This is a genomic window from Fulverythrobacter fulvus, from assembly GCF_037154085.1.
Lineage (GTDB): Bacteria > Pseudomonadota > Alphaproteobacteria > Sphingomonadales > Sphingomonadaceae > Andeanibacterium > Andeanibacterium fulvum.
In genome coordinates this window covers 155437-173650 of record NZ_JBANRM010000003.1, presented here as the reverse complement: position 1 = coordinate 173650, position 18214 = coordinate 155437, and the positions used below count along the sequence as shown (strand labels likewise).

The window sequence follows — 18214 nt, the reverse complement described above, 5'->3', positions numbered from 1 at the left end:
TGGAACATATATGGAACAAATGGCAAAAAGTCAAGCCTGTTCGCACAGTTCCTTCAATTGCTCGGCCACCGCGGTCCAGCCCGGAATGAAGCCCATTTCCTCGTGGTTCTTGCGCGCTTCCTCGCTCCAATGCTTGGCGCGGGCGGTGTAGCGCGTGCCGTCGCCTTCGGGCTCGATTTCCCAGAAGCCGACCATGAAGGGGCCTGCGGGATCGAAATCCTCGCCAGTGAAGGCATCGGTGCTGACGAAGCGGCGGCCTTCGTCCCAGGCGAGGAAAATGCCTTCATTGGGCATGACTTCGCCATTGGGGCCATACATGGTCATGGCGCAGCGCCCGCCAGCGCGGCGATCCTGCTGGTCGATCTCCACGCGCCACGGCTTGGGGCACCACCATTCCTCCATGCGGTTGGCAAGCACGTCCCACACCTTCGCGGGTGGGGCGGCGATGAAGCAGGTGACCTTGAGTTCGTTGGACATGTTGGGGTTTCCTCTCTCGGTTTCGGTCAGTCGCGGTCGGGCGCGCCGGGCGGGAACCATGGGCGGAAGGGTCGGGCATCCTCCACGCAGCGGCTGACTTCCGGCAGGGCGAGCAATTCGGCACGCAGGGCCGCAAGGCGCGGCGCGTCGGCCGGGATCGGCTCGATCCAGTCGCCATAGAACAGCGACGGCGCGGCAGCGCAGCTGACCAGCGAGACATGGGCGGGCAGGGCGTTCCCCTCCAGCCATCGTTCGAGCCAGCGATAGGCGCGGCGCAGGCCCTGCTTGCCCGCCTCGACCTCCGCCGGATCGGGCGCCTCCATGTTCGCGAGATAGGCGCTGACCACGCGCTGGCCATTGCCCATCACGTAATTGTCGAACACCCGGTCGAGCATGCGGGCGGTGGCCGCTTCCGCCGGGTCGGCGGGGATCAGGCCGGAGCCGGGAAACTTCAGCGCCAGATGCTCCACGATGGCCGTCGCCTCGATCACCGTGGCATTGCCGTCCACCAGCACCGGGAACTTGCCCGCAGGGTGCGAGCGGGCGACGAAATCGCTGTGGTCCGGATTGTCCGGCCCCACTTCGCGGAATTCGAATTCGGCCCCGGTGGCATAAAGCGGGATCAGCCCCTTCCAGGTGTAGGAAGAGAAAGGGTGGCCATAGAGTGCGAGCATGATTGTCAGCCTTTTATGGCGGCCTCTATGGCCGCGATGTCGATCTTCTTCATGTTCATCATGGCCTGAAAGGCGCGCACACGGGCGGCTTCGTCAGGGTGAGACAATGCGTCCATCAGCACGCGCGGGGTGATCTGCCACGATACGCCCCACTTGTCCTTGCACCAGCCGCACATGCTTTCAGAACCGCCGTTGGCAGTGATGGCGTTCCACAAACGGTCGGTCTCTTCCTGGGTGTCCGTGGGAATCTGGAAGGAAAAGGCTTCGGATTGCCGGAAGGCGGGGCCGCCATTGAGGCCGAGGCAGGGAATGCCGCCCACAGTGAATTCCACCATCAGCACGTCGCCCGCTTTGGTGGAGGGATTGTCCACCGAGGCGCGGTGAACTTTGCCAAGGCAGCCGCCGGGCATCGTCTCGGCATAGAAACGCGCGGCATCTTCCGCCGTATGGTCGAACCACAGGCAGACATAGGCTTGCTTGCTCATCACTGCTCTCCCTTGCGCGGGCCGACAAAGGCGACTGCCGTTCCTGCCGGGTCGCGGGCCATGAAGATGAAGTCGCCCGAAGGGACTTGATGGATGTCCTGCGTCACCGCGCCACCCTGTGCCTGTGCTGCTGCCCTGGCGTCGTCGATATCCTCCACGCCGAAGAACAGCAGCCAGGCAGGGGTGGCCCCTTCGGCGATCATCGGATTGAAGGCGCCGATCTGAACGCCCTCGAATTCGATGAAGCGATAATCGCCCGCCGGGCCCATCGGCATGGTCTGGTCCGTCTTCCAGTCGAACAGGGTCGTGTAGAAGGAATTGGCAGCGGGCGCGTCGGTAGTGTCGAGCTGCATCCAGCGGCAATGGCCGGGCTTTGCTGCATCGAACACATCGCTTTTCGCATCCGGCATGCCCGGCGGCGGGGTCGGGTCCATGATGTAGAAGGGGGCGCCCTGCGGATCGGCCAGCATGGCCATGCGGCCGGTGCCGGGCACTGTCTGATCCATCCACAGCTGCGCGCCCATTTCCGCGGCCTTTGCCAGCGCTGCGTCCATGTCTGCGCTATGGAAGTAGGGCAGCCACATGGGCCGCGCTCCGCCTTCGATCATCGCGGGGGACAGGGTCAGCAAGCCGCCTGCGTTGCCGCCATCGGGCCGGCCGATCATGCGGTATTCCGCGCCGTTGGGCATGGAATTGCCGCTTGCCGGAATGGTCCAGCCGGTGATGGCGTTGTAGAACGGAGCGACGGCGGAGGCATCCGGCGTCATCAGCTCATACCAGATCGGGCCGCCGCTCATGCTCCGTTCCCCAGGCTCAGTAGCGGCTCGAACGATCCGAAGATCATGCGGCGGCCGTCGAACGGCACGTCGGTCAACGCCTTGAACTTCTCGTCTTCATGGATTCGCTCGTGGGCGGCTTCGGCGGTCTGCTTGTCCGGCCAGACAATCCAGGAGAACACGACCTTCTCGCCCGCCTCTGCCTGCACGGCCTTGCGGAAATCGGTGCGCTTGCCGTCGGGCACGTCCTTTTCCCAAGCTTCGACAATCTGGAGCGCGCCAAGCTCCATCATGGCCGCATCGAACCATTCGGCCATTTCGAGATAGGCTTGCTTCTTCGCGTCGGGCACCGGGATCACGAAACCTTCGATATGCATGGCTCAGGCTCCTTGCATTTGCGGGGGTGTGTCGGAAAAATCCGCAAGCTGGGCGTCCAGCGCGCGCGCATAGGCAGGCCGGGCGAAGGCTCGTTCCAGATAGCGGGCCAGTTTGGGATAAGTGTCGATCATCCCGGTGTGACGCAGATTGCTGAACACAGTCGCCATTGCGATGTCCGCCACGGAGAAGGTGCCGGCCAGCCAGTCCTTGTCGCCCAGCGCGTCCGAAACCCGCATCAGCTTGCGTTCGACCAGTGCGGCGCAGGGCTGGCGCGCTTCCTTTGCCCAGTCCTTGTCAGCGTGGAACACGTCGTAGCTTACCAGTCTGCCGATGTGGGGCTCGACACTGTTGAGCGCGGCGAAAAGCCAGGAAATGGCGTTCCAGCGGGCCTGCGGCGCAGCGGGCAGCAAGCGCTCGTCCTGTTCGCCGAGATAAAGCAGGATCGCGCCGCTTTCGAAGAATTTCAGGCCTTTATCCGCGAAGGCGGGAACCTGGTCGAATGGCTGCCAGGCCAGATAATCGTCCGGACGAGGTGCCATCGCGCCGTAAAGCTGCGTTTCGTAAGGGCGCCCGATTTCCTCCAGCGCCCAACGCACGCGCAGATCGCGCACAAGTCCGCGGGCGAAATCGGGAACCCAGTCGAACGCGGTCAGGGTAGGGCAATCGTTCATGGTTCAGGCCTTCCTTGAAGCGAAGGGGAACAAGGCGCGCAGTTCCGGCAGGCGCAGCCACAGCCCGCCCCACATGAACAGGCTGAGGTAGATGCCGAACAGCGTGTGGCTGAACAGCGGGCTGCCCACGCGCATATGGGTGGCCATCGCTCCGCCGATCAGCGCCGTAATCAGTACCGCGCCCAGCACGCTGGTGCGGGGGATGAGGTAAAGCAGCACGAAGGCGAGTTCGAACCCGCCGATCAGCAGCACGTAGCCCGGCGGCCAGCCAAGATCGGCCAGCATCTGGGCCGCCACGTCCATCCCCAGCAGCTTGGGCGCGATGGACGCCCCGAGCATGAACAGGGCGAACAGCCCGGTCAGCACCCAGCCCGCCATGGTCATCTGTCTTGCAGTCATTGCATGTCCTCCCCCAAAGTAATGGCTCAGCTCTCGCCGCCGCCCATCGCCGCCGGATCCATCCAGAAGGCCTCCCACACATGGCCGTCAGGGTCGGCAAAACTGCGGGAGACCATGAAGCCATGGTCCTGTTTCGGATTGACGTCGGCCGTGCCGCCCTGCGCGCCGGAGAGGTCAACCAGGCGGTTCACTTCGTCCGTGCTGTCGAGATTGACGGCCAGCATCACTTCGCTTGCGCCTGCGGCGGGGAAGGGGCGCTGAGTGAACTTGCGCCAGTGGCCATGGCTGAGGAGCATGACGAAGATCGCCTCGGACCAGACCATGCAGGCGGCGTTCTCATCAGTGAACTGCGGGTTGTTGGCAAAGCCCAGCGCTTCATAGAACGCCATCGACCTTTGCAGGTCCGTCACCGGCAGGTTCACGAAAATCATCTTGCTCATGACTGCACTTCTCCCCTTTGGCGAATCATTGTTGCGCAAGCATCACCTGATGAGTTACTAAAAGCAACTATGAAGTCACTAAAGGAAACCAATTCGTCGCACGAGGGCCACGGCAGGTGGTATGGCGATGCGTGCGGCACTGCTTTCGCCATGGAAGTGGTGGGTGAACGCTGGTCGCTGCTGATCGTGCGGGAATTGCTGCTGGGCGGGCGACGCTTTTCGGATTTGCGCCGGGTTCTGCCCGGTATCAGCGCCAAGGTACTGACGGAGCGGCTGGCCGGGCTGGAGATGGCGGGGGTGCTGGAAAAGCGCCAGCTGCCGCCACCGGCTTCGGCCCAGATCTACGAACTGACCGAATGGGGTTACACGATCGAGCCCGCGATCCAGGAACTGGGCCGCTGGGCTGCGCGATCGGTGCTGCACGATCCCATGCTGCCGCTTTCCGCCGTGTCGCTGATGATCTCGATGCGGACGATGCTGGACAGGGAAGGGGCGAAGGCGTTCGACGCCGTAGTCGGCTTCGATGTAGCGGGGGAGACTTTCCTCGCCGAATTGAAGGACGGCCAATTGCCGATCCGCCGTGCCGACCCTTCCGCTGCACAGGCGATTTTACGCGCGCCGGATGCCATGGCGGTGGCCGCGCTGCTTTATCCGAAAATACCGATGGAAGTGCTTGAGGCGGAAGCCGGGCTGGTCGTGGAAGGCGATAGGGAACTGGCTAAACGCTATGTCGCGTTGTTCTCCCTGCCGCCGAAAATCGGGGCGCCCGCTCAGTAGATCGTTCTCACTCGGCCATTCGTCATTGCGAGGTGCCGAAGGTGGCGACGCAATCCAGAGCGTTGCGCGCAAGGCCCTGGATTGTGTCGCTTCGCTCGCAATGACGAAGGATAAAGCGGATCAGCCGCCCAGCGAGGCGAATACCGCTGCTTCCTGCTCGGCCGCAGCCTGCCAGGCGTGGCGGGCGCTCACGCGGTCATACCAGTCGACCAGCGCGGGATGGCGCGAATTGTCGAGGTGCCAGCCGGTGTAGCCCAGCGTCTTGACCGAAGATGCGACTGCAATGTCGCCCACGGAAAATTCGCCGGCCAGCCAGCCGCCATTACCCAGCACGCCTTCCAGATAGTCGAGCGGCTTCAGGATCGCTTCTTCCGCTGCCACGGCTGCGGCCTCGTCGCCTTCCTTGCCGAAGATCTTGGGATAGAGGAACCGGTTGACCACGATGGGCGCGCCCGCCGGGATCAGGATCGTATCGGCCACTTCGTCGAACCACACGGCCTTGCCGCGCGTCTGCGGCTCGGCGGGGAGCAGCGGAGCGTCGGGATATTTGGCGTCCAGATAGGCGACGATCGCGGTCGAATCGGCCAGGCGGAAATCGCCGTCCTGAATCGCGGGAATCTTGCGGAAGGGGCTGGCCTGCAGGAACGCCTCATCGGGCTGGTTGGGATTGGACGGGATCAGTTCCGCGTCGATTCCCTTTTCCTTGGTGGCCACCAGCACCTTGCGGACGAAGGGCGAGAGGGGAAATCCGAAAATCTTCATGAATGCACTCTCCCGTAAGGCCGAATCTGGCCATTTGCGGGGATTGCTTGTTGCAGCGGCGCGCGCGCCCGTCTAGTCGATCCGGCGCGATGAACGAGATGACGAACAAGCACTCAGAGCCCACCGGAACCACCCGCCTCGCCGAACCCGATACGGTCATCAGCGTGCGCGAAGTCTTCGGGATCGATACGGACATGACCTGCCCCGCCTTCAGCGAGGCGGATGAGCGCGTGCCCGATCGTGACGACACCTATGTGTTCGATCCGGATACCACTCTCGCGATCCTGGCGGGCTTTGCCTATAACCGCCGCGTGATGGTGCAGGGCTATCACGGCACCGGCAAGTCGACTCACATCGAACAGGTTGCGGCTCGCCTCAACTGGCCGTGCATCCGCATCAACCTTGACGCGCATATCAGCCGTATCGACCTGATCGGGCGTGACGCGATCGTGCTGCGCGATGGATTGCAGGTTACCGAATTTCGCGAAGGTCTGCTGCCCTGGGCACTTCAGCACCCCGTGGCGCTGGTGTTCGACGAATATGACGCCGGCCGGCCCGACGTAATGTTCGTGATCCAGCGCGTGCTGGAAACCGAAGGCAAGCTGACGCTGCTTGACCAGAACCGCGTGATCCGCCCGAACCCCTATTTCCGCCTGTTTGCTACGGCCAACACCGTGGGCCTTGGCGATACGAGCGGCCTCTATCACGGCACGCAGGCGATCAACCAAGGCCAGATGGACCGCTGGAACATCGTGGTGGCGCTGAACTACCTGCCGGAAGGCACAGAGCTGGACATCGTCTCGGCCAAGAACCCGGACATGGACAAGGACGTGATCGCCAGGATGATCCGCGTGGCCGGGCTGACCCGCCAGGGCTTCATCAATGGCGACATCTCCACCGTGATGAGCCCGCGCACCGTCATCACCTGGGCGCAGAATGCCGCGATCTTCAACGATGTCGGCTTCGCCTTCCGCCTGAGCTTCCTCAACAAGTGCGACGAGGCGGAACGGATGCTGGTGGCAGAATATTACCAGCGCGTCTTTGGCGTCGATCTGCCGGAAAGCGTGGTGGGCAAGGCGTAAGCCTGCCCGCCGCAGCCGGCTGAGGGCATTCGTGCAAATCCGCTCGCCAAGGCTGTGTTGTTTCGTTAATACAGCAGCCCGATGGAACTGCTTTCCCGTAAGCCGGGCGTGAAGCGGCGCTGGTGGCGCTGGCCCTGGTCGCGCGAGCCGCGTCCGGTGCAGCATATCTATTACGAGGACATGCCGCATTCCCCGCTCTACGGGCTGGATGGGGATGACGACGATTTCGCACCCGGCGCGCTGGGCGTGGGCGGGGTGCCGCTCGAAGGCGGGGCCGTTCTCCAAAAGGCGCCCCGCACGCGCTGGTGGTGGATCAGGCGCGGCATCGCGGCCTTCTTCATCCTGTTCCTGCTGACGATCGGCTGGCTGATGGTGACGGCGCCTTTGTCCAAGTCGCTCCAGCCCATCGCGCCACCCGAACTCACCCTGCTGGCGGCGGATGGCACCCCCATTGCCCGCAATGGCGCGGTGGTGGACAAGCCGGTCAAGGTGGCGGACCTGCCGCCTCACGTGCCGCAGGCCTTCATCGCCATTGAGGATCGGCGTTTCTACAATCATTGGGGCGTCGATCCGCGCGGTATCGCTCGCGCGGCGTGGGGCAATCTGACCACCGGCCGCACGCAGGGCGGCAGCACGATCACTCAGCAGCTCGCCAAGTTCACGTTCCTGACGCCCGAGCAGAACCTGACCCGCAAGGCGCGCGAGGCCCTGATCGCCTTCTGGCTGGAGGCGTGGCTGACCAAGGACGAAATCCTGGAGCGCTATCTCTCCAACGCCTATTTTGGCGACAATGTGTACGGGTTGCGCGCAGCCTCGTTGCACTATTTCCACCGCCAGCCGGAAAAGCTGAAGCCCGAACAGGCCGCCATGCTGGCCGGGCTGCTGCAGGCGCCCTCGCGCTATGCGCCGACCAAGAACTACAAGCTCGCCGAAGAACGCATGCGCGTGGTCCTCCAGACCATGGTGGAGGCAGGGTATCTCACGCAGGCAGAGGCCAAGGCCATGCGTTCCCCGCGCCTCGATGTGCGCGACGGGGGCGATGATCTGCCGACCGGCACCTATTTCGCCGACTGGGCGCTGCCCGAGGCGCGCAAGCTCACCGAGGCTGGCTATGGTGGGCAGACGATCACCACCACGCTCGATTCCCGGCTGCAGGCTGCCGCGCGCCGTGCCGTGAGCCGGGCGGGGCTGGGCAAGGCGCAGGTGGCGCTGGTGGCGATGCGGCCCAATGGCGAAGTGGTCGCCATGATCGGGGGCAAGGATTACGAGGATTCCCCCTTCAACCGCGCCACTCAGGCGCGGCGCCAGCCGGGTTCAACTTTCAAGCTGTTCGTCTATCTCGCCGCCTTGCGCGATGGCATGTCGCCTGACGATACGATCGACAATTCGGCCTTCGAGACCGGTTCTTATCGCCCGGCCAATGCCAGCGGGAACTATTCGGACAGCATCACGCTGAAAGACGCCTTCGCGCGTTCCAGCAATGTCGCCGCCGTGCGTCTGTTCGGGCAAGTGGGCGGCGAGAAAGTGATCGAGACGGCACGCGATTTCGGCGTCACCTCGCCGCTGGCAGAGGGTGATCCCAGTCTGGCGCTGGGGACCTCCAGCATGACCTTGCTGGAACTGACCTCCGCCTATGCCGGCGTGGCGGGTAATGCCTTTCCGGTAAAGCCGCGTGCGGTGAAGGCTGAAGAGCCCGGCTGGTTCGACTGGCTGTGGAATTCGCAGCAAAGCCTTTCCTCGCGCGAGCATGAGGGGATCGAGGAGATGCTGCGCGCTGCGGTCAATCGCGGCACCGGCCGTGCGGCCATGCTGAACGTGGCCAATTTTGGCAAGACCGGCACCAGCCAGGACAATCGCGACGCGCTGTTCGTGGGCTATGCCGGCGATCTGGTGGTGGGCGTGTGGGTCGGCAATGACGACAACACCCCGCTCGCCGGTATTCATGGCGGCGGGCTGCCTGCGCGCATCTGGAAGGACTTCATGAGCCAGGCGCTCGGCCCGAAGGTGGTGCCTGCAAAGCGCAAGGCGACGCCGCAGCCCGATCCGTCCGGCCCGATCCAGCCGCTCGACGTGCCGGATGCCGCCGATATTCCCATCGGCACGGATGGCACGAATTTGCGGGTGCAGCAGGGCGAGGCTGTGCTTTCCACGCAAGTGGGCGGCACACCGGTGGATGTGCGGCTCAACAATAACGGACTGACAGTGACGCCGGGCAGCAGCCCGCCAAGAAGTTCGCCGTCACCCTCGCCATCGCCCTAGCGGGCAGGCTCAGTCCTCGCCGGGATAGAAGGCGCGCACGAAATAGAGGCCGTCCGGCGGGGCATTGAGGCCCAGCGCCTTGCGCTCCCGCGCGGCCAGGGCTTCGGCCACCTGATCCTCGCTCCACTGGCCCAGGCCTACCAGCGCCAGCGTGCCTACCATCGAACGGACCTGATGATGCAGGAAACTGCGCGCGGCCGCCTCGATCAGCACCAGATCGCCCTCGCGGCGCACGGCCAGCCGGTCGAGTGTCTTCACCGGGTCTTTCGCCTGGCAATGGACCGAGCGGAACGTGGTGAAATCATGCCTGCCGACCAGATGCTGCGCGGCGCGGTGCATTGCTTCGGCATCCAGCGGGCGACTGACATGCCAGGCGCGGTTCTTCTCCAGCGTCAGCGGCGCGCGGCGATTGACGATGCGGTAGAGGTAGGAGCGGCCGATGCAGGAAAAGCGGGCATGCCAGTCATCCGGCACCACTTCGCAGCCGATCACGGCCACCGGGGCAGGGCGCATCCGCGCGTTGAGCGCTTCCATCAGGCGGAAGGGCGTGAAGGGTTTCTCTATGTCCACATGGCTGCGCATGGCGAGCGCGTGCACGCCTGCGTCGGTGCGGCCGGAGGAATGGAGGATGGCCGTCTCTCCCGTCACGGCATGCACCGCCTCTTCCACCGTCTGCTGAACGCTGGGCCCATGCGCCTGCCGCTGCAGGCCCATGAAGGGCGTCCCGTCGAATTCGATGGTGAGAGCGTAGCGGGTCATCCGGGCTGGCCTTGGCCAGTGGCCTTCGACAGGCTCAGGCTGAGCGCGCTTGGGGAAACAGGTTCAGACGCATGTCTGCCACGTGCCAACATCCGCTCAGCCTGAGCCTGTCGAAGGCCATACACTGTGCTCATGCCAGTCTCGTCCCGGCCGGGATAGGGAAGCCGCGCAGCAGATCTGTAAAGTCCATCACAGGCTTGCCCGCGCGCTGGACGGTGATGGGGCGAATGGCGCCATCACCGCAGCCAATGGCCAGCTGGTCGTCCAGAACAAGGCCCGGCTCGGTCGGAAAAGAGACCGATAGGTCTTCCTGACGGGATTGAATGTCGGCGCGCAGCACCTTCACCCGCTCCCCATTCACCTCGAACCACGCACCCGGCGCCGGGGCGAAGGCGCGAACCTGCCGGTCCACCTGCAAGGCACCCTGCGCAAAATCGATCCGCGCCTCGGCCTTGTCGATCTTGGCGGCGTAGGTGGCGAGGGCATCGTCCTGCTCCTCGGGCGGGAAGGCGGATAGATTGGCCAGCACGTCCACCATCAACCGCGCGCCGCTCGTCGCGAGTTCGGAAGTCAGTTCGCCCGTGGTCTTGCGATCGACCGGCGTAGCGACCTTCGCCAGCATCGCCCCGGTATCCAGCCCGGCAGCCATCTGCATGATCGTGACGCCGGTTTCCTCATCCCCGGCGAGGATCGCTCGCTGCACCGGCGCGGCTCCGCGCCAGCGCGGGAGGAGCGAGGCATGGATGTTGAGGCAGCCATGCTTCGGCATGTCCAGCACCGCTTGCGGCAGGATCAGGCCATAGGCGGCCACCACCGCCACATCGGCGTCCAGCGCGGCAAAGTCCGCCTGCGCTTGCGCGTCTTTCAGCGTCACGGGATGGCGCACTTCAATGCCCAGCGCTTCGGCGGCCTTGTGGACCGGCGTGGGCGTCAGTTCCTTGCCGCGCCTTCCGCCGGGGCGCGGAGGCTGGGTATAGGCGGCAACGATCTGGTGCCCTGCGTCATGCAGCGCCTGGAGGGCAGGGACGGCAAAGTCCGGCGTTCCCATGAAAATGATGCGCATAGCGGGCGTTCGTGGCCTTCCTATCGAGAGCGGCAAGCCCTATCTCCGGGGCCATGGCATCGCAAGAGATCGAGGCACTCAGCGCTGCCCTGGCACGCCTGCCGGGGCTTGGCCCGCGTTCCGCGCGGCGGGCCGTGCTGTGGCTGGTCAAACGGCGCGAAACTGCACTGGTGCAACTGCTTGAGGCACTGGGTGCCGTGCGCGAGACACTGGTGGAATGCGACACCTGCGGCAATGTCGACACGCAGAACCCTTGCGGCATCTGCGCCGATCCGCGCCGCGATGCGCGCCAACTCTGCGTGGTGGAGGATGTGGCTGACCTGTGGGCGCTTGACCGGGCGCGGCTGTTCACCGGCAAATATCACGTGCTGGGCGGGCGGCTTTCCGCGCTGGACGGCGTGCGGCCGGAGGACCTGACCATCGGCAAGCTGATTGCGCGGGTCGAGGCAGGCGGGATCGACGAGGTGGTGCTGGCCATGAACGCCACGCTGGAAGGCCAGACCACCGCCCATTACATCGCGGAGCGGCTTGAAGGTTTCCCGGTGCGCATCACCCAGCTTGCTCATGGCCTGCCGGTGGGCGGGGAACTGGATTATCTGGACGAGGGAACGCTCGCCCAGGCGCTGCGCGCAAGGCGACCGGTTGGCTGAGCGCGGTGGCGCTCTGCACGGTCTGATCGAAAATTCGCCGCGCGCCGCTTCTTGCGCCCGGCCAAAGGCGCGATTATCTGCGCCCTATGGCTATCCGTGAAATCCTTGAAGTGCCGGACCCCCGGCTGAAGACCATTTCCTCGCGTGTCGAGACCTTCGATGACGAGCTCAAGACGCTCGTCGCCGACATGTTCGAGACGATGTACGATGCGCCCGGCATCGGCCTCGCCGCGATCCAGGTGGGCGTGCCCCTGCGCGTGGTGGTGATCGATCTCCAGCCCGACGATCCGGATGCCGAGCCGGAAGTGTGCCATCATCATGGCGGCGAGGCGCATACGCACCAGCCGACCAAGAAGGAACCGCGAGTCTTCATCAATCCGGAAATCCTCGATCCGGCGGACGAATTCTCGACCTATCAGGAAGGCTGCCTCTCGGTGCCGGAAATCTACGCCGATGTGGATCGCCCGGCCACCTGCCGCGTGCGCTATCAGGATGTAGACGGCACCGTGCATGAGGAAGCGATGGAGGGCCTGCTGGCGACCTGCATCCAGCATGAGATGGACCATCTCGAAGGCATCCTGTTCATCGATCATCTCAGCCGCCTGAAGCGCTCGATGGCGCTCAAGAAACTCGAAAAGCTGCGCAAGGCGGCCTGAGTTTGCGTCCGCCGCCAGCTTGGCGGCACGAGCCGCTGTCACCGGACGAGGACTTGCGGCTTTATTGGCTGAATTCGGACATCGCGCCGGGTTCCCCGGCACATGCCGAAGTCTCCGCCATGCTCGCCGGTTTCGGTCTGGACGTGGTTGCTTGGCGCTTCCAGACCGCGCAACACTCGATCTGTGGGCGGGCGGCCCCAGGGGGCGGTCATCGCGCTTGCCCTGCTCTGACGGTGATGATGCGCCGCACGCGCGATTTTGCCGCGCTCGGCATTTCGGACGACAGGGGGAACTGGGACGATGGTTGGGTGTTAACCGGCGCGATCCGAAGCGCGTTGAATGTCGTGTTCGCCCGGTATGGCCTCACAACCGGATATCAGTCGGAGACGACTTTTATTTTCGTCCACTCGTGGGAAGAAAGGGCCTTTTACCAGCTCGGCAAAATGCTCAAGTCTCGCCTCAGCGAGATCGTGATCTCGCTTGTGCCTCGTACCAGACCGCCCAAGGTCTATTTCGGCAGCTACTGGGGAAACGAGCCGGGTCTCAAAGGCCAGTTTAACCTGCTTTTTCCCGATGAGGCGTCAATGCAGCAGGCCTTGCCGTTTCGGTGGGATATCCGGACCCATGCCAAGGCTGCTATGCGTACGGTCGATCAGTGGGCCTTTTGTGAGGATCACGACGTTGGTCTGGAGCTGTATTACGCGGGGATGTGGAACCTTCCGCCGCTCTATCGCGAGGATTGAGTCACAGCGAAAGGGGCGCCTCCTCACGGGCGGCCCTTGTCATATCCGGTCTATGCTCACGTAACGGTCACGCAACCGTCACACATCGCGGCAAGAAAGCCTCTCGCAGTAATTGCCAGGGGGCCCGATGAGCGCGATCGAATTGTTCATGAACTCGCTCGCGGGCTTGGGCATCCTGTTCTTCGGTATCAAGATGGTCACGCGCAATCTGGGCGCGATTGCCGGGTCCCGCCTGCGCGGGGCGATCACGCGAGTTACGCGGCGGCCGCTTTCCGCCATGGCGGCGGGCACGGCGCTGGGCTTCGTGTCGCAGAGCGGGCGGACCACCTCGTTCATCATGGCCAGCTTCGTCCATGCCGGGGTGCTGGAGCCGCGCCGGGCACTGCCCGTGGCCCTGTGGTCGAATCTGGGCTGCACACTGGTGGTGATCGCGGCGGTCTTTCCGATCCACCTGCTGGCCCTGTTCGTGCTCGCCCTGTCCGGCGCGGCCATCGCCTTCGAACGGCCGAAGCCGCTGCTGAAAGGAGCGTCGGCCATCTTCGGTCTTGCCCTGATGCTCTTCGGCCTCAGGATGATGAGCCAGGCGGCCCTGCTGCTGACCGAGCAGGGCCTGTTCTCCGACGCGATCACATTCATTCAGGCCTCGCTGCCGCTGGCCTTCCTGTTCGGACTGGTGCTGACCTTCGTCGCCCAGTCGCACATGGCGATCATGCTGATTGCCGTCGCCATGGCCAAGCAGGGCATCTTCGGTGCGGACGAGACGCTGATGCTGGTGTTCGGCGCCCATGCCGGGTCGAGCCTCATCACCTGGTTCACCGGCTTCAATTTCCACGGCCAGGCGCGGCAGGTGGTGCTGGCTGAGATTCTCTACAATGCCGTTTCGGTCTCGCTGTTCCTCATCGCCTATGGGGCTGACCGCCTGCTCGCGGGTGGGGCAGGGCTTGCATGGCTGGGAGCCGTGAGTGGGGCGGATTCCGGCACATTGGCAGTGGGTATCGCCATTGCCGTGAACGCGTTGGCGCCGCTGCTGCTCAATCTGCTGGCAGGACCTTACCTCCACCTGTGCGCCCGCCTGTCGCCGCCGCTCCCGGCCGAGGAACTGGGGCAACCGAAATACCTCCACAATGACGGTGCGGAGAGCCCGCATACGGTGCTGCTGCTGGCGGAGATGGAGCAATTGCGCCTGTTCGAGCGCCTGCCTGCCTATGGCGCGGCCTTGCGGGGAGAGGACGAGGAAGGACCGAGCCCCGAGGAATATCGCGAAGCCTTCGATCTCGTCTCCGGCGTGATCGAGCGGGTGCAGGTCGATCTCATGGCGCGCGAAATGTCGGGCGAGGATACCGAATGGCTGCTGGGCCAGCAGAAGCGCCAACATCTGCTCCACACGCTCGACGAAGCCTGTTTCGAATTGTGGCAGGCCGCCCATGTGCTCGATCCGCATCTGCATGACATGCGCGCGCGCATTCTGGCAGAACTCGATGCCCTGCTCGATCTGGCGGACGATGCAATGAAGACGAGCAACCCGGCGGACTTCCCCCTGATCGAGGAAAAGACGCGCGATTGCGGGGAGCGGATGGAGGCGATGCGCAAGGCCTATCTCGCTGCCTCGCATCATCACACACCGGAAGAACGCAGCCAGATATTGGCGATCACCAGCACTTACGAGCGCATCGCCTGGGCGATCCGCCGCCTTGCGGCTCTGCTGGAAAAGCGGCCCGCGCTTTCATAGTCCGGCGCTGACGACGCCCAAACGAAAAGGCCGCCCGGTGAGGGGCGGCCTTTCCTTTGTCCGTCTGGACCTGTTGCTTAGAACAGGCCTTCGATCTGGCCGTTCTCGTCGAGGTAGATCGCCTCGGCCGAGGGAACCTTGGGCAGGCCCGGCATGGTCATGATGTCGCCGGCAATGGCGACAATGAAGCCGGCACCGGCCGAAATGCGCACTTCGCGGATCGTTACGTCGAAGCCTTCGGGCGCGCCCAGCTGCGTCGGATCGGTCGAGAAGCTGTACTGCGTCTTCGCCATGCAGACGGGGAAGTTGCCGTAGCCCATTTCTTCCCACTGCTTGAGCTGGCTCTTCACCGCAGGCGACATCGTGACGGTTTCTGCGCGGTAGATTTCCTTGCAGACCGTTTCGATCTTCTCGGCCAGCGGCATTTCGTCGGGATAGAGCGGGGCCCAGTCCGGCGCACCGGCATCGGCCTTGGCAGCAACGATGTGTGCCAGTTCTTCCGCACCCGCGCCACCATCGGCCCAGTGCTTGCAGATCACGGCTTCGGCGCCGAAGCTTTCAGCCATTTCCTTGATCACGGCCAGTTCGGCATCGGTATCGAGGTAGAAGTGGTTGATCGCGATGGTCGGCGTGATGCCGAACTTCTTCACGTTTTCGATGTGACGCTTCAGGTTCACCGAACCCTTGCGCACGGCTTCCACGTTCTCGCCCTTGGTCAGGTCGGCCTTGGAAACGCCGCCATTCATCTTGAGCGCGCGCACGGTGGCGACCAGCACCACGGCATCGGGCTTCAGGCCGGCGAGGCGGCACTTGATGTCCATGAACTTCTCGGCGCCGAGGTCGGCACCGAAGCCGGCTTCGGTCACCACGTAATCGGCCATGACCAGCGCGGTCTTGGTGGCGATCACCGAGTTACAGCCATGGGCGATGTTGGCGAAGGGGCCGCCGTGCAGGAAGGCCGGGTTGTTTTCCAGCGTCTGCACCAGGTTCGGCAGGATGGCGTCCTTGAGCAGAACGGTCATCGAGCTGTCGGCCTTCACGTCGCGGCAGAAGACCGGGGTCTTGTCGCGGCGATAGCCGATGATGATGTCGCCCAGGCGCTTCTGCAGGTCCTTGAGGTCCGAAGCGAGGCACAGGATGGCCATGATTTCGGAAGCGACGGTGATGTCGAAGCCGGTTTCGCGCGGATAGCCGTTCGAAACGCCGCCCAGCGGGCCGACGATCTGGCGCAGGGCGCGATCGTTCATGTCCAGAACGCGGCGCCAGGTCACGCGGCGCAGGTCGATGTTCTGTTCGTTGCCCCAGTAGATGTGGTTGTCGATCATGGCCGACAGCAGGTTGTGGGCCGAAGTGATGGCGTGGAAGTCACCCGTGAAGTGCAGGTTGATTTCATCCATCGGCATGACCTGGCTCTTGCCGCCGCCGGCGCCGCCACCCTTCACGCCGAAGCACGGACCCAGCGAGGGTTCGCGCAGGCAGAGCAGGGTCTTCTTGCCGATGCGGTGCAGGGCGTCCGACAGACCGACCGAAGTGGTGGTCTTGCCTTCGCCGGCCGGGGTCGGGTTGATGGCGGTAACGAGGATCAGCTTGCCCGGAGCCAGCGCGGGGGGCAGCAGGTCACGGTCGATCTTGGCCTTGTACTTGCCGTAAGGGATCAGCGCCTCATCGGGAACGCCGGCCTTCTTGGCGACTTCGGTGATCGGGGCCAGCGTGGCCTGGCGTGCGATTTCGATATCAGTAGGCATCGCTTCTCGTCCTTGTTGTCTTAAGGGCAGTTCGAACTTCCGGGTACGTCTGGCAAGGCGCGAGCCCGGCCATCCGCCATTTCGCACTCACGAAGATTTCGTGATTCTGAAATTTGTAAGCGGCTCATACAATTTTCCTGTGCGAATCCTCAAGGGTGATTCTTGGGACGGATTCTTGCCTTCTCGTGGCAATCGGCGGTGGATCGTTGCGGTGGGGGCCTTGTGCCATCAGACAGGCTTGGGTAAGTTCCCATTTCGTTCTCATTTCAGGCTGGTCGGATGGACGCGCTGTTCCTTGTTATTGCTGCACTTGTGGCTCTTGCCTTCGGGCTGGGTCTGGGCTGGTTCTTCGGCGGTCGACCCGCAGCGGAACTGAAGAGGCGGCTCGATGCAGCGGAAGCGGCAGGGCGGGAGCTTTCGGAAAAGCTCGCCCGGATGGCGCCGGAACTCGCGACGATGAGCGAGCGGGCGGCACGTGCTGACACGCTGGCGGGCCAGCTTGACCGGGCGCGCGAGGAACTCACTGTGCTCAAGGCGCGGGAGGCTGGCTTTGAAGAGCAGAAGCGTCTGCTGCTCCAGGCGCGCGAGGATATGCTCAAGGAGTTCCAGAACGCCGGCAGCAAGGTGCTGGGCGAGGCCCAGGAAGCGTTCCTGAGGCGCGCGGAAGAGCGTTTCCGCCAGTCGGAGGAAAATGGCGAGCAGAAGATACGCGCCTTGCTCGAACCCGTGGGCCAGAAGCTCAAGAGTTACGAGGAGCAGGTCGCCACGCTGGAAGCGAAGCGCGTGGACGCGTTCGGCCAGCTTACCGGACTGATCCAGTCGATGCGCGAAGGGCAGGAACAGGTGCGGCAAGAAGCTGCCCGGCTCGGCAATTCGCTGCGCAATGCCCCCAAGGCACGCGGGCGCTGGGGCGAGCAGCAATTGCGCAATGTGCTGGAGCAATGCGGCCTTTCCGAACACACCGATTTCGTCACCGAGCATTCGGTGAATACGGAAGACGGGCGCTTGCGGCCGGATGCGATCGTGAATGTGCCGGGCCAGAAGAAGCTGGTGATCGACGCCAAGGTCTCGCTCAATGCCTATCAGGAGGCGTTCGAGGCGGATACGGAGGAAGGGCGCGATTTGGCGCTGGCCGCCCATGCGCGGGCCATGAAGAACCACGTCCAGCAACTCGGTGCCAAGAGCTATCAGAGCCAGTTCGAGGATGCGCCCGATTACGTGGTGATGTTCGTGCCGGGCGAGCATTTCGTGGCCGCCGCATTGGAGCAGGACCCCGAATTGTGGGACTTCGCCTTTCGCAACAAGGTGCTGCTGGCAACTCCCACCAATCTGGTGGCGATTGCGCGCACGGTGGCACAGGTCTGGCGGCAGGACGCTCTGGCGCGCGAGGCTATGGAAATCGGCCGGATGGGCACGGAACTCTATGACCGGCTGGCTGTGGCAGCCGAGCATCTCAAGCGGGTTGGGTCAGGTCTGGACAGCGCGGTAAGCAATTACAACAAGTTTGTGGGAAGCTTTGAGCGCAATGTCTTGTCCGCCGGTCGCCGTCTCAAGGACAAGGGCGTGGAGATCGGCAAGCGCGAGATCGAGGACGTGCCGCTGGTCGAAGCGGCTCCTCGCTATGTCGCGGCCGATGCGGAAGGCACGGACATTGTGGAGGCCGGGGAGGCCGCCATACAGGAGGAATGA

The 18214-nt window shown here is 64.0% G+C and carries 20 protein-coding genes; 8 read left to right on the top strand and 12 right to left on the bottom strand.

What is annotated here, in order from left to right:
- Positions 1 to 30 precede the first annotated feature (30 nt).
- From WFP36_RS10560 to WFP36_RS10525, 8 genes are read right to left on the bottom strand one after another with little or no spacing between them, the layout of a single operon-like run.
- Positions 31 to 477, bottom strand: a complete 447-nt coding sequence (locus WFP36_RS10560; RefSeq protein ID WP_336980311.1) for an SRPBCC domain-containing protein — start codon at positions 475 to 477, stop codon at positions 31 to 33.
- Between the two features lie 26 nt (positions 478 to 503).
- Positions 504 to 1151 carry a glutathione S-transferase family protein gene (locus tag WFP36_RS10555; protein WP_336980309.1) on the bottom strand — a complete coding sequence of 216 codons (648 nt, stop codon included), beginning with the start codon at positions 1149 to 1151 and terminating at the stop codon, positions 504 to 506.
- Between the two features lie 5 nt (positions 1152 to 1156).
- Positions 1157 to 1636: a VOC family protein gene (locus WFP36_RS10550; RefSeq protein WP_336980307.1), complete on the bottom strand. Its 480-nt coding sequence runs from the start codon at positions 1634 to 1636 to the stop codon at positions 1157 to 1159.
- Complete coding sequence (locus WFP36_RS10545; RefSeq protein WP_336980305.1) at positions 1636 to 2433, bottom strand: VOC family protein; 798 nt, start codon at positions 2431 to 2433, stop codon at positions 1636 to 1638. The genes WFP36_RS10550 and WFP36_RS10545 overlap by 1 nt, the downstream gene beginning before the upstream one ends.
- The gene (locus WFP36_RS10540) at positions 2430 to 2789 is read right to left on the bottom strand and encodes a DUF1428 domain-containing protein (RefSeq protein ID WP_336980304.1); all 360 of its coding nucleotides are present in this window, start codon (positions 2787 to 2789) and stop codon (positions 2430 to 2432) included. Before WFP36_RS10540 ends, WFP36_RS10545 begins: the two co-directional genes overlap by 4 nt.
- 3 nt (positions 2790 to 2792) lie before the next feature.
- Positions 2793 to 3461: a glutathione S-transferase family protein gene (locus WFP36_RS10535; protein WP_336980302.1), complete on the bottom strand. Its 669-nt coding sequence runs from the start codon at positions 3459 to 3461 to the stop codon at positions 2793 to 2795.
- 3 nt (positions 3462 to 3464) lie between these two features.
- Entirely contained in the window at positions 3465 to 3860 is a 396-nt protein-coding gene (locus WFP36_RS10530) for a DoxX family protein (protein ID WP_336980301.1), read from the bottom strand.
- A gap of 26 nt (positions 3861 to 3886) precedes the next feature.
- Positions 3887 to 4300, bottom strand: a complete 414-nt coding sequence (locus WFP36_RS10525; protein ID WP_336980300.1) for a VOC family protein — start codon at positions 4298 to 4300, stop codon at positions 3887 to 3889.
- Positions 4301 to 4369: 69 nt separating this feature from the next.
- Here WFP36_RS10525 and WFP36_RS10520 point away from each other — a divergent pair, with 69 nt between their 5' ends.
- Positions 4370 to 5077 (top strand): winged helix-turn-helix transcriptional regulator, encoded by a 708-nt coding sequence (locus tag WFP36_RS10520; protein WP_336980298.1) that lies wholly within the window; start codon positions 4370 to 4372, stop codon positions 5075 to 5077.
- 120 nt (positions 5078 to 5197) lie between these two features.
- On the opposite strand, the gene WFP36_RS10515 is transcribed toward WFP36_RS10520, so the two are convergent.
- Complete coding sequence (locus tag WFP36_RS10515; protein WP_336980297.1) at positions 5198 to 5839, bottom strand: glutathione S-transferase family protein; 642 nt, start codon at positions 5837 to 5839, stop codon at positions 5198 to 5200.
- Between the two features lie 89 nt (positions 5840 to 5928).
- On the opposite strand from WFP36_RS10515, the gene cobS reads away from it, so the two are divergent.
- Entirely contained in the window at positions 5929 to 6921 is a 993-nt protein-coding gene (cobS, locus tag WFP36_RS10510) for a cobaltochelatase subunit CobS (protein ID WP_336980296.1), read from the top strand.
- An 81-nt stretch (positions 6922 to 7002) separates the two neighbouring features.
- Positions 7003 to 9180: a transglycosylase domain-containing protein gene (locus tag WFP36_RS10505; RefSeq protein WP_336980294.1), complete on the top strand. Its 2178-nt coding sequence runs from the start codon at positions 7003 to 7005 to the stop codon at positions 9178 to 9180.
- Between the two features lie 9 nt (positions 9181 to 9189).
- Here the strand turns inward: WFP36_RS10505 and truA are convergent, their stop codons facing one another.
- Together truA and fmt are read right to left on the bottom strand one after the other, a co-directional pair.
- A complete protein-coding gene (gene truA, locus WFP36_RS10500; protein WP_336980293.1) occupies positions 9190 to 9939 on the bottom strand; it encodes a tRNA pseudouridine(38-40) synthase TruA in 750 nt (249 codons plus the stop codon).
- Between the two features lie 130 nt (positions 9940 to 10069).
- The gene (gene fmt, locus WFP36_RS10495; RefSeq protein ID WP_336980291.1) at positions 10070 to 11002 is read right to left on the bottom strand and encodes a methionyl-tRNA formyltransferase; all 933 of its coding nucleotides are present in this window, start codon (positions 11000 to 11002) and stop codon (positions 10070 to 10072) included.
- Positions 11003 to 11055: 53 nt separating this feature from the next.
- Here fmt and recR point away from each other — a divergent pair, with 53 nt between their 5' ends.
- The 4 genes from recR to WFP36_RS10475 all read left to right on the top strand — a co-directional run bounded on the left by recR (position 11056) and on the right by WFP36_RS10475 (position 14780).
- Positions 11056 to 11652: a recombination mediator RecR gene (recR, locus tag WFP36_RS10490; RefSeq protein ID WP_336980289.1), complete on the top strand. Its 597-nt coding sequence runs from the start codon at positions 11056 to 11058 to the stop codon at positions 11650 to 11652.
- 86 nt (positions 11653 to 11738) lie between these two features.
- Entirely contained in the window at positions 11739 to 12308 is a 570-nt protein-coding gene (gene def / locus WFP36_RS10485) for a peptide deformylase (RefSeq protein WP_336980288.1), read from the top strand.
- 2 nt (positions 12309 to 12310) lie between these two features.
- The gene (locus tag WFP36_RS10480; RefSeq protein WP_336980286.1) at positions 12311 to 13051 is read left to right on the top strand and encodes a hypothetical protein; all 741 of its coding nucleotides are present in this window, start codon (positions 12311 to 12313) and stop codon (positions 13049 to 13051) included.
- Between the two features lie 127 nt (positions 13052 to 13178).
- Positions 13179 to 14780, top strand: coding sequence for a Na/Pi symporter (locus tag WFP36_RS10475; RefSeq protein WP_336980285.1), 1602 nt, complete (start codon positions 13179 to 13181; stop codon positions 14778 to 14780).
- Between the two features lie 77 nt (positions 14781 to 14857).
- On the opposite strand, the gene WFP36_RS10470 is transcribed toward WFP36_RS10475, so the two are convergent.
- Positions 14858 to 16525, bottom strand: a complete 1668-nt coding sequence (locus WFP36_RS10470; RefSeq protein WP_054529367.1) for a formate--tetrahydrofolate ligase — start codon at positions 16523 to 16525, stop codon at positions 14858 to 14860.
- Between the two features lie 279 nt (positions 16526 to 16804).
- Here WFP36_RS10470 and WFP36_RS10465 point away from each other — a divergent pair, with 279 nt between their 5' ends.
- Positions 16805 to 18214: a DNA recombination protein RmuC gene (locus WFP36_RS10465; RefSeq protein WP_336980283.1), complete on the top strand. Its 1410-nt coding sequence runs from the start codon at positions 16805 to 16807 to the stop codon at positions 18212 to 18214.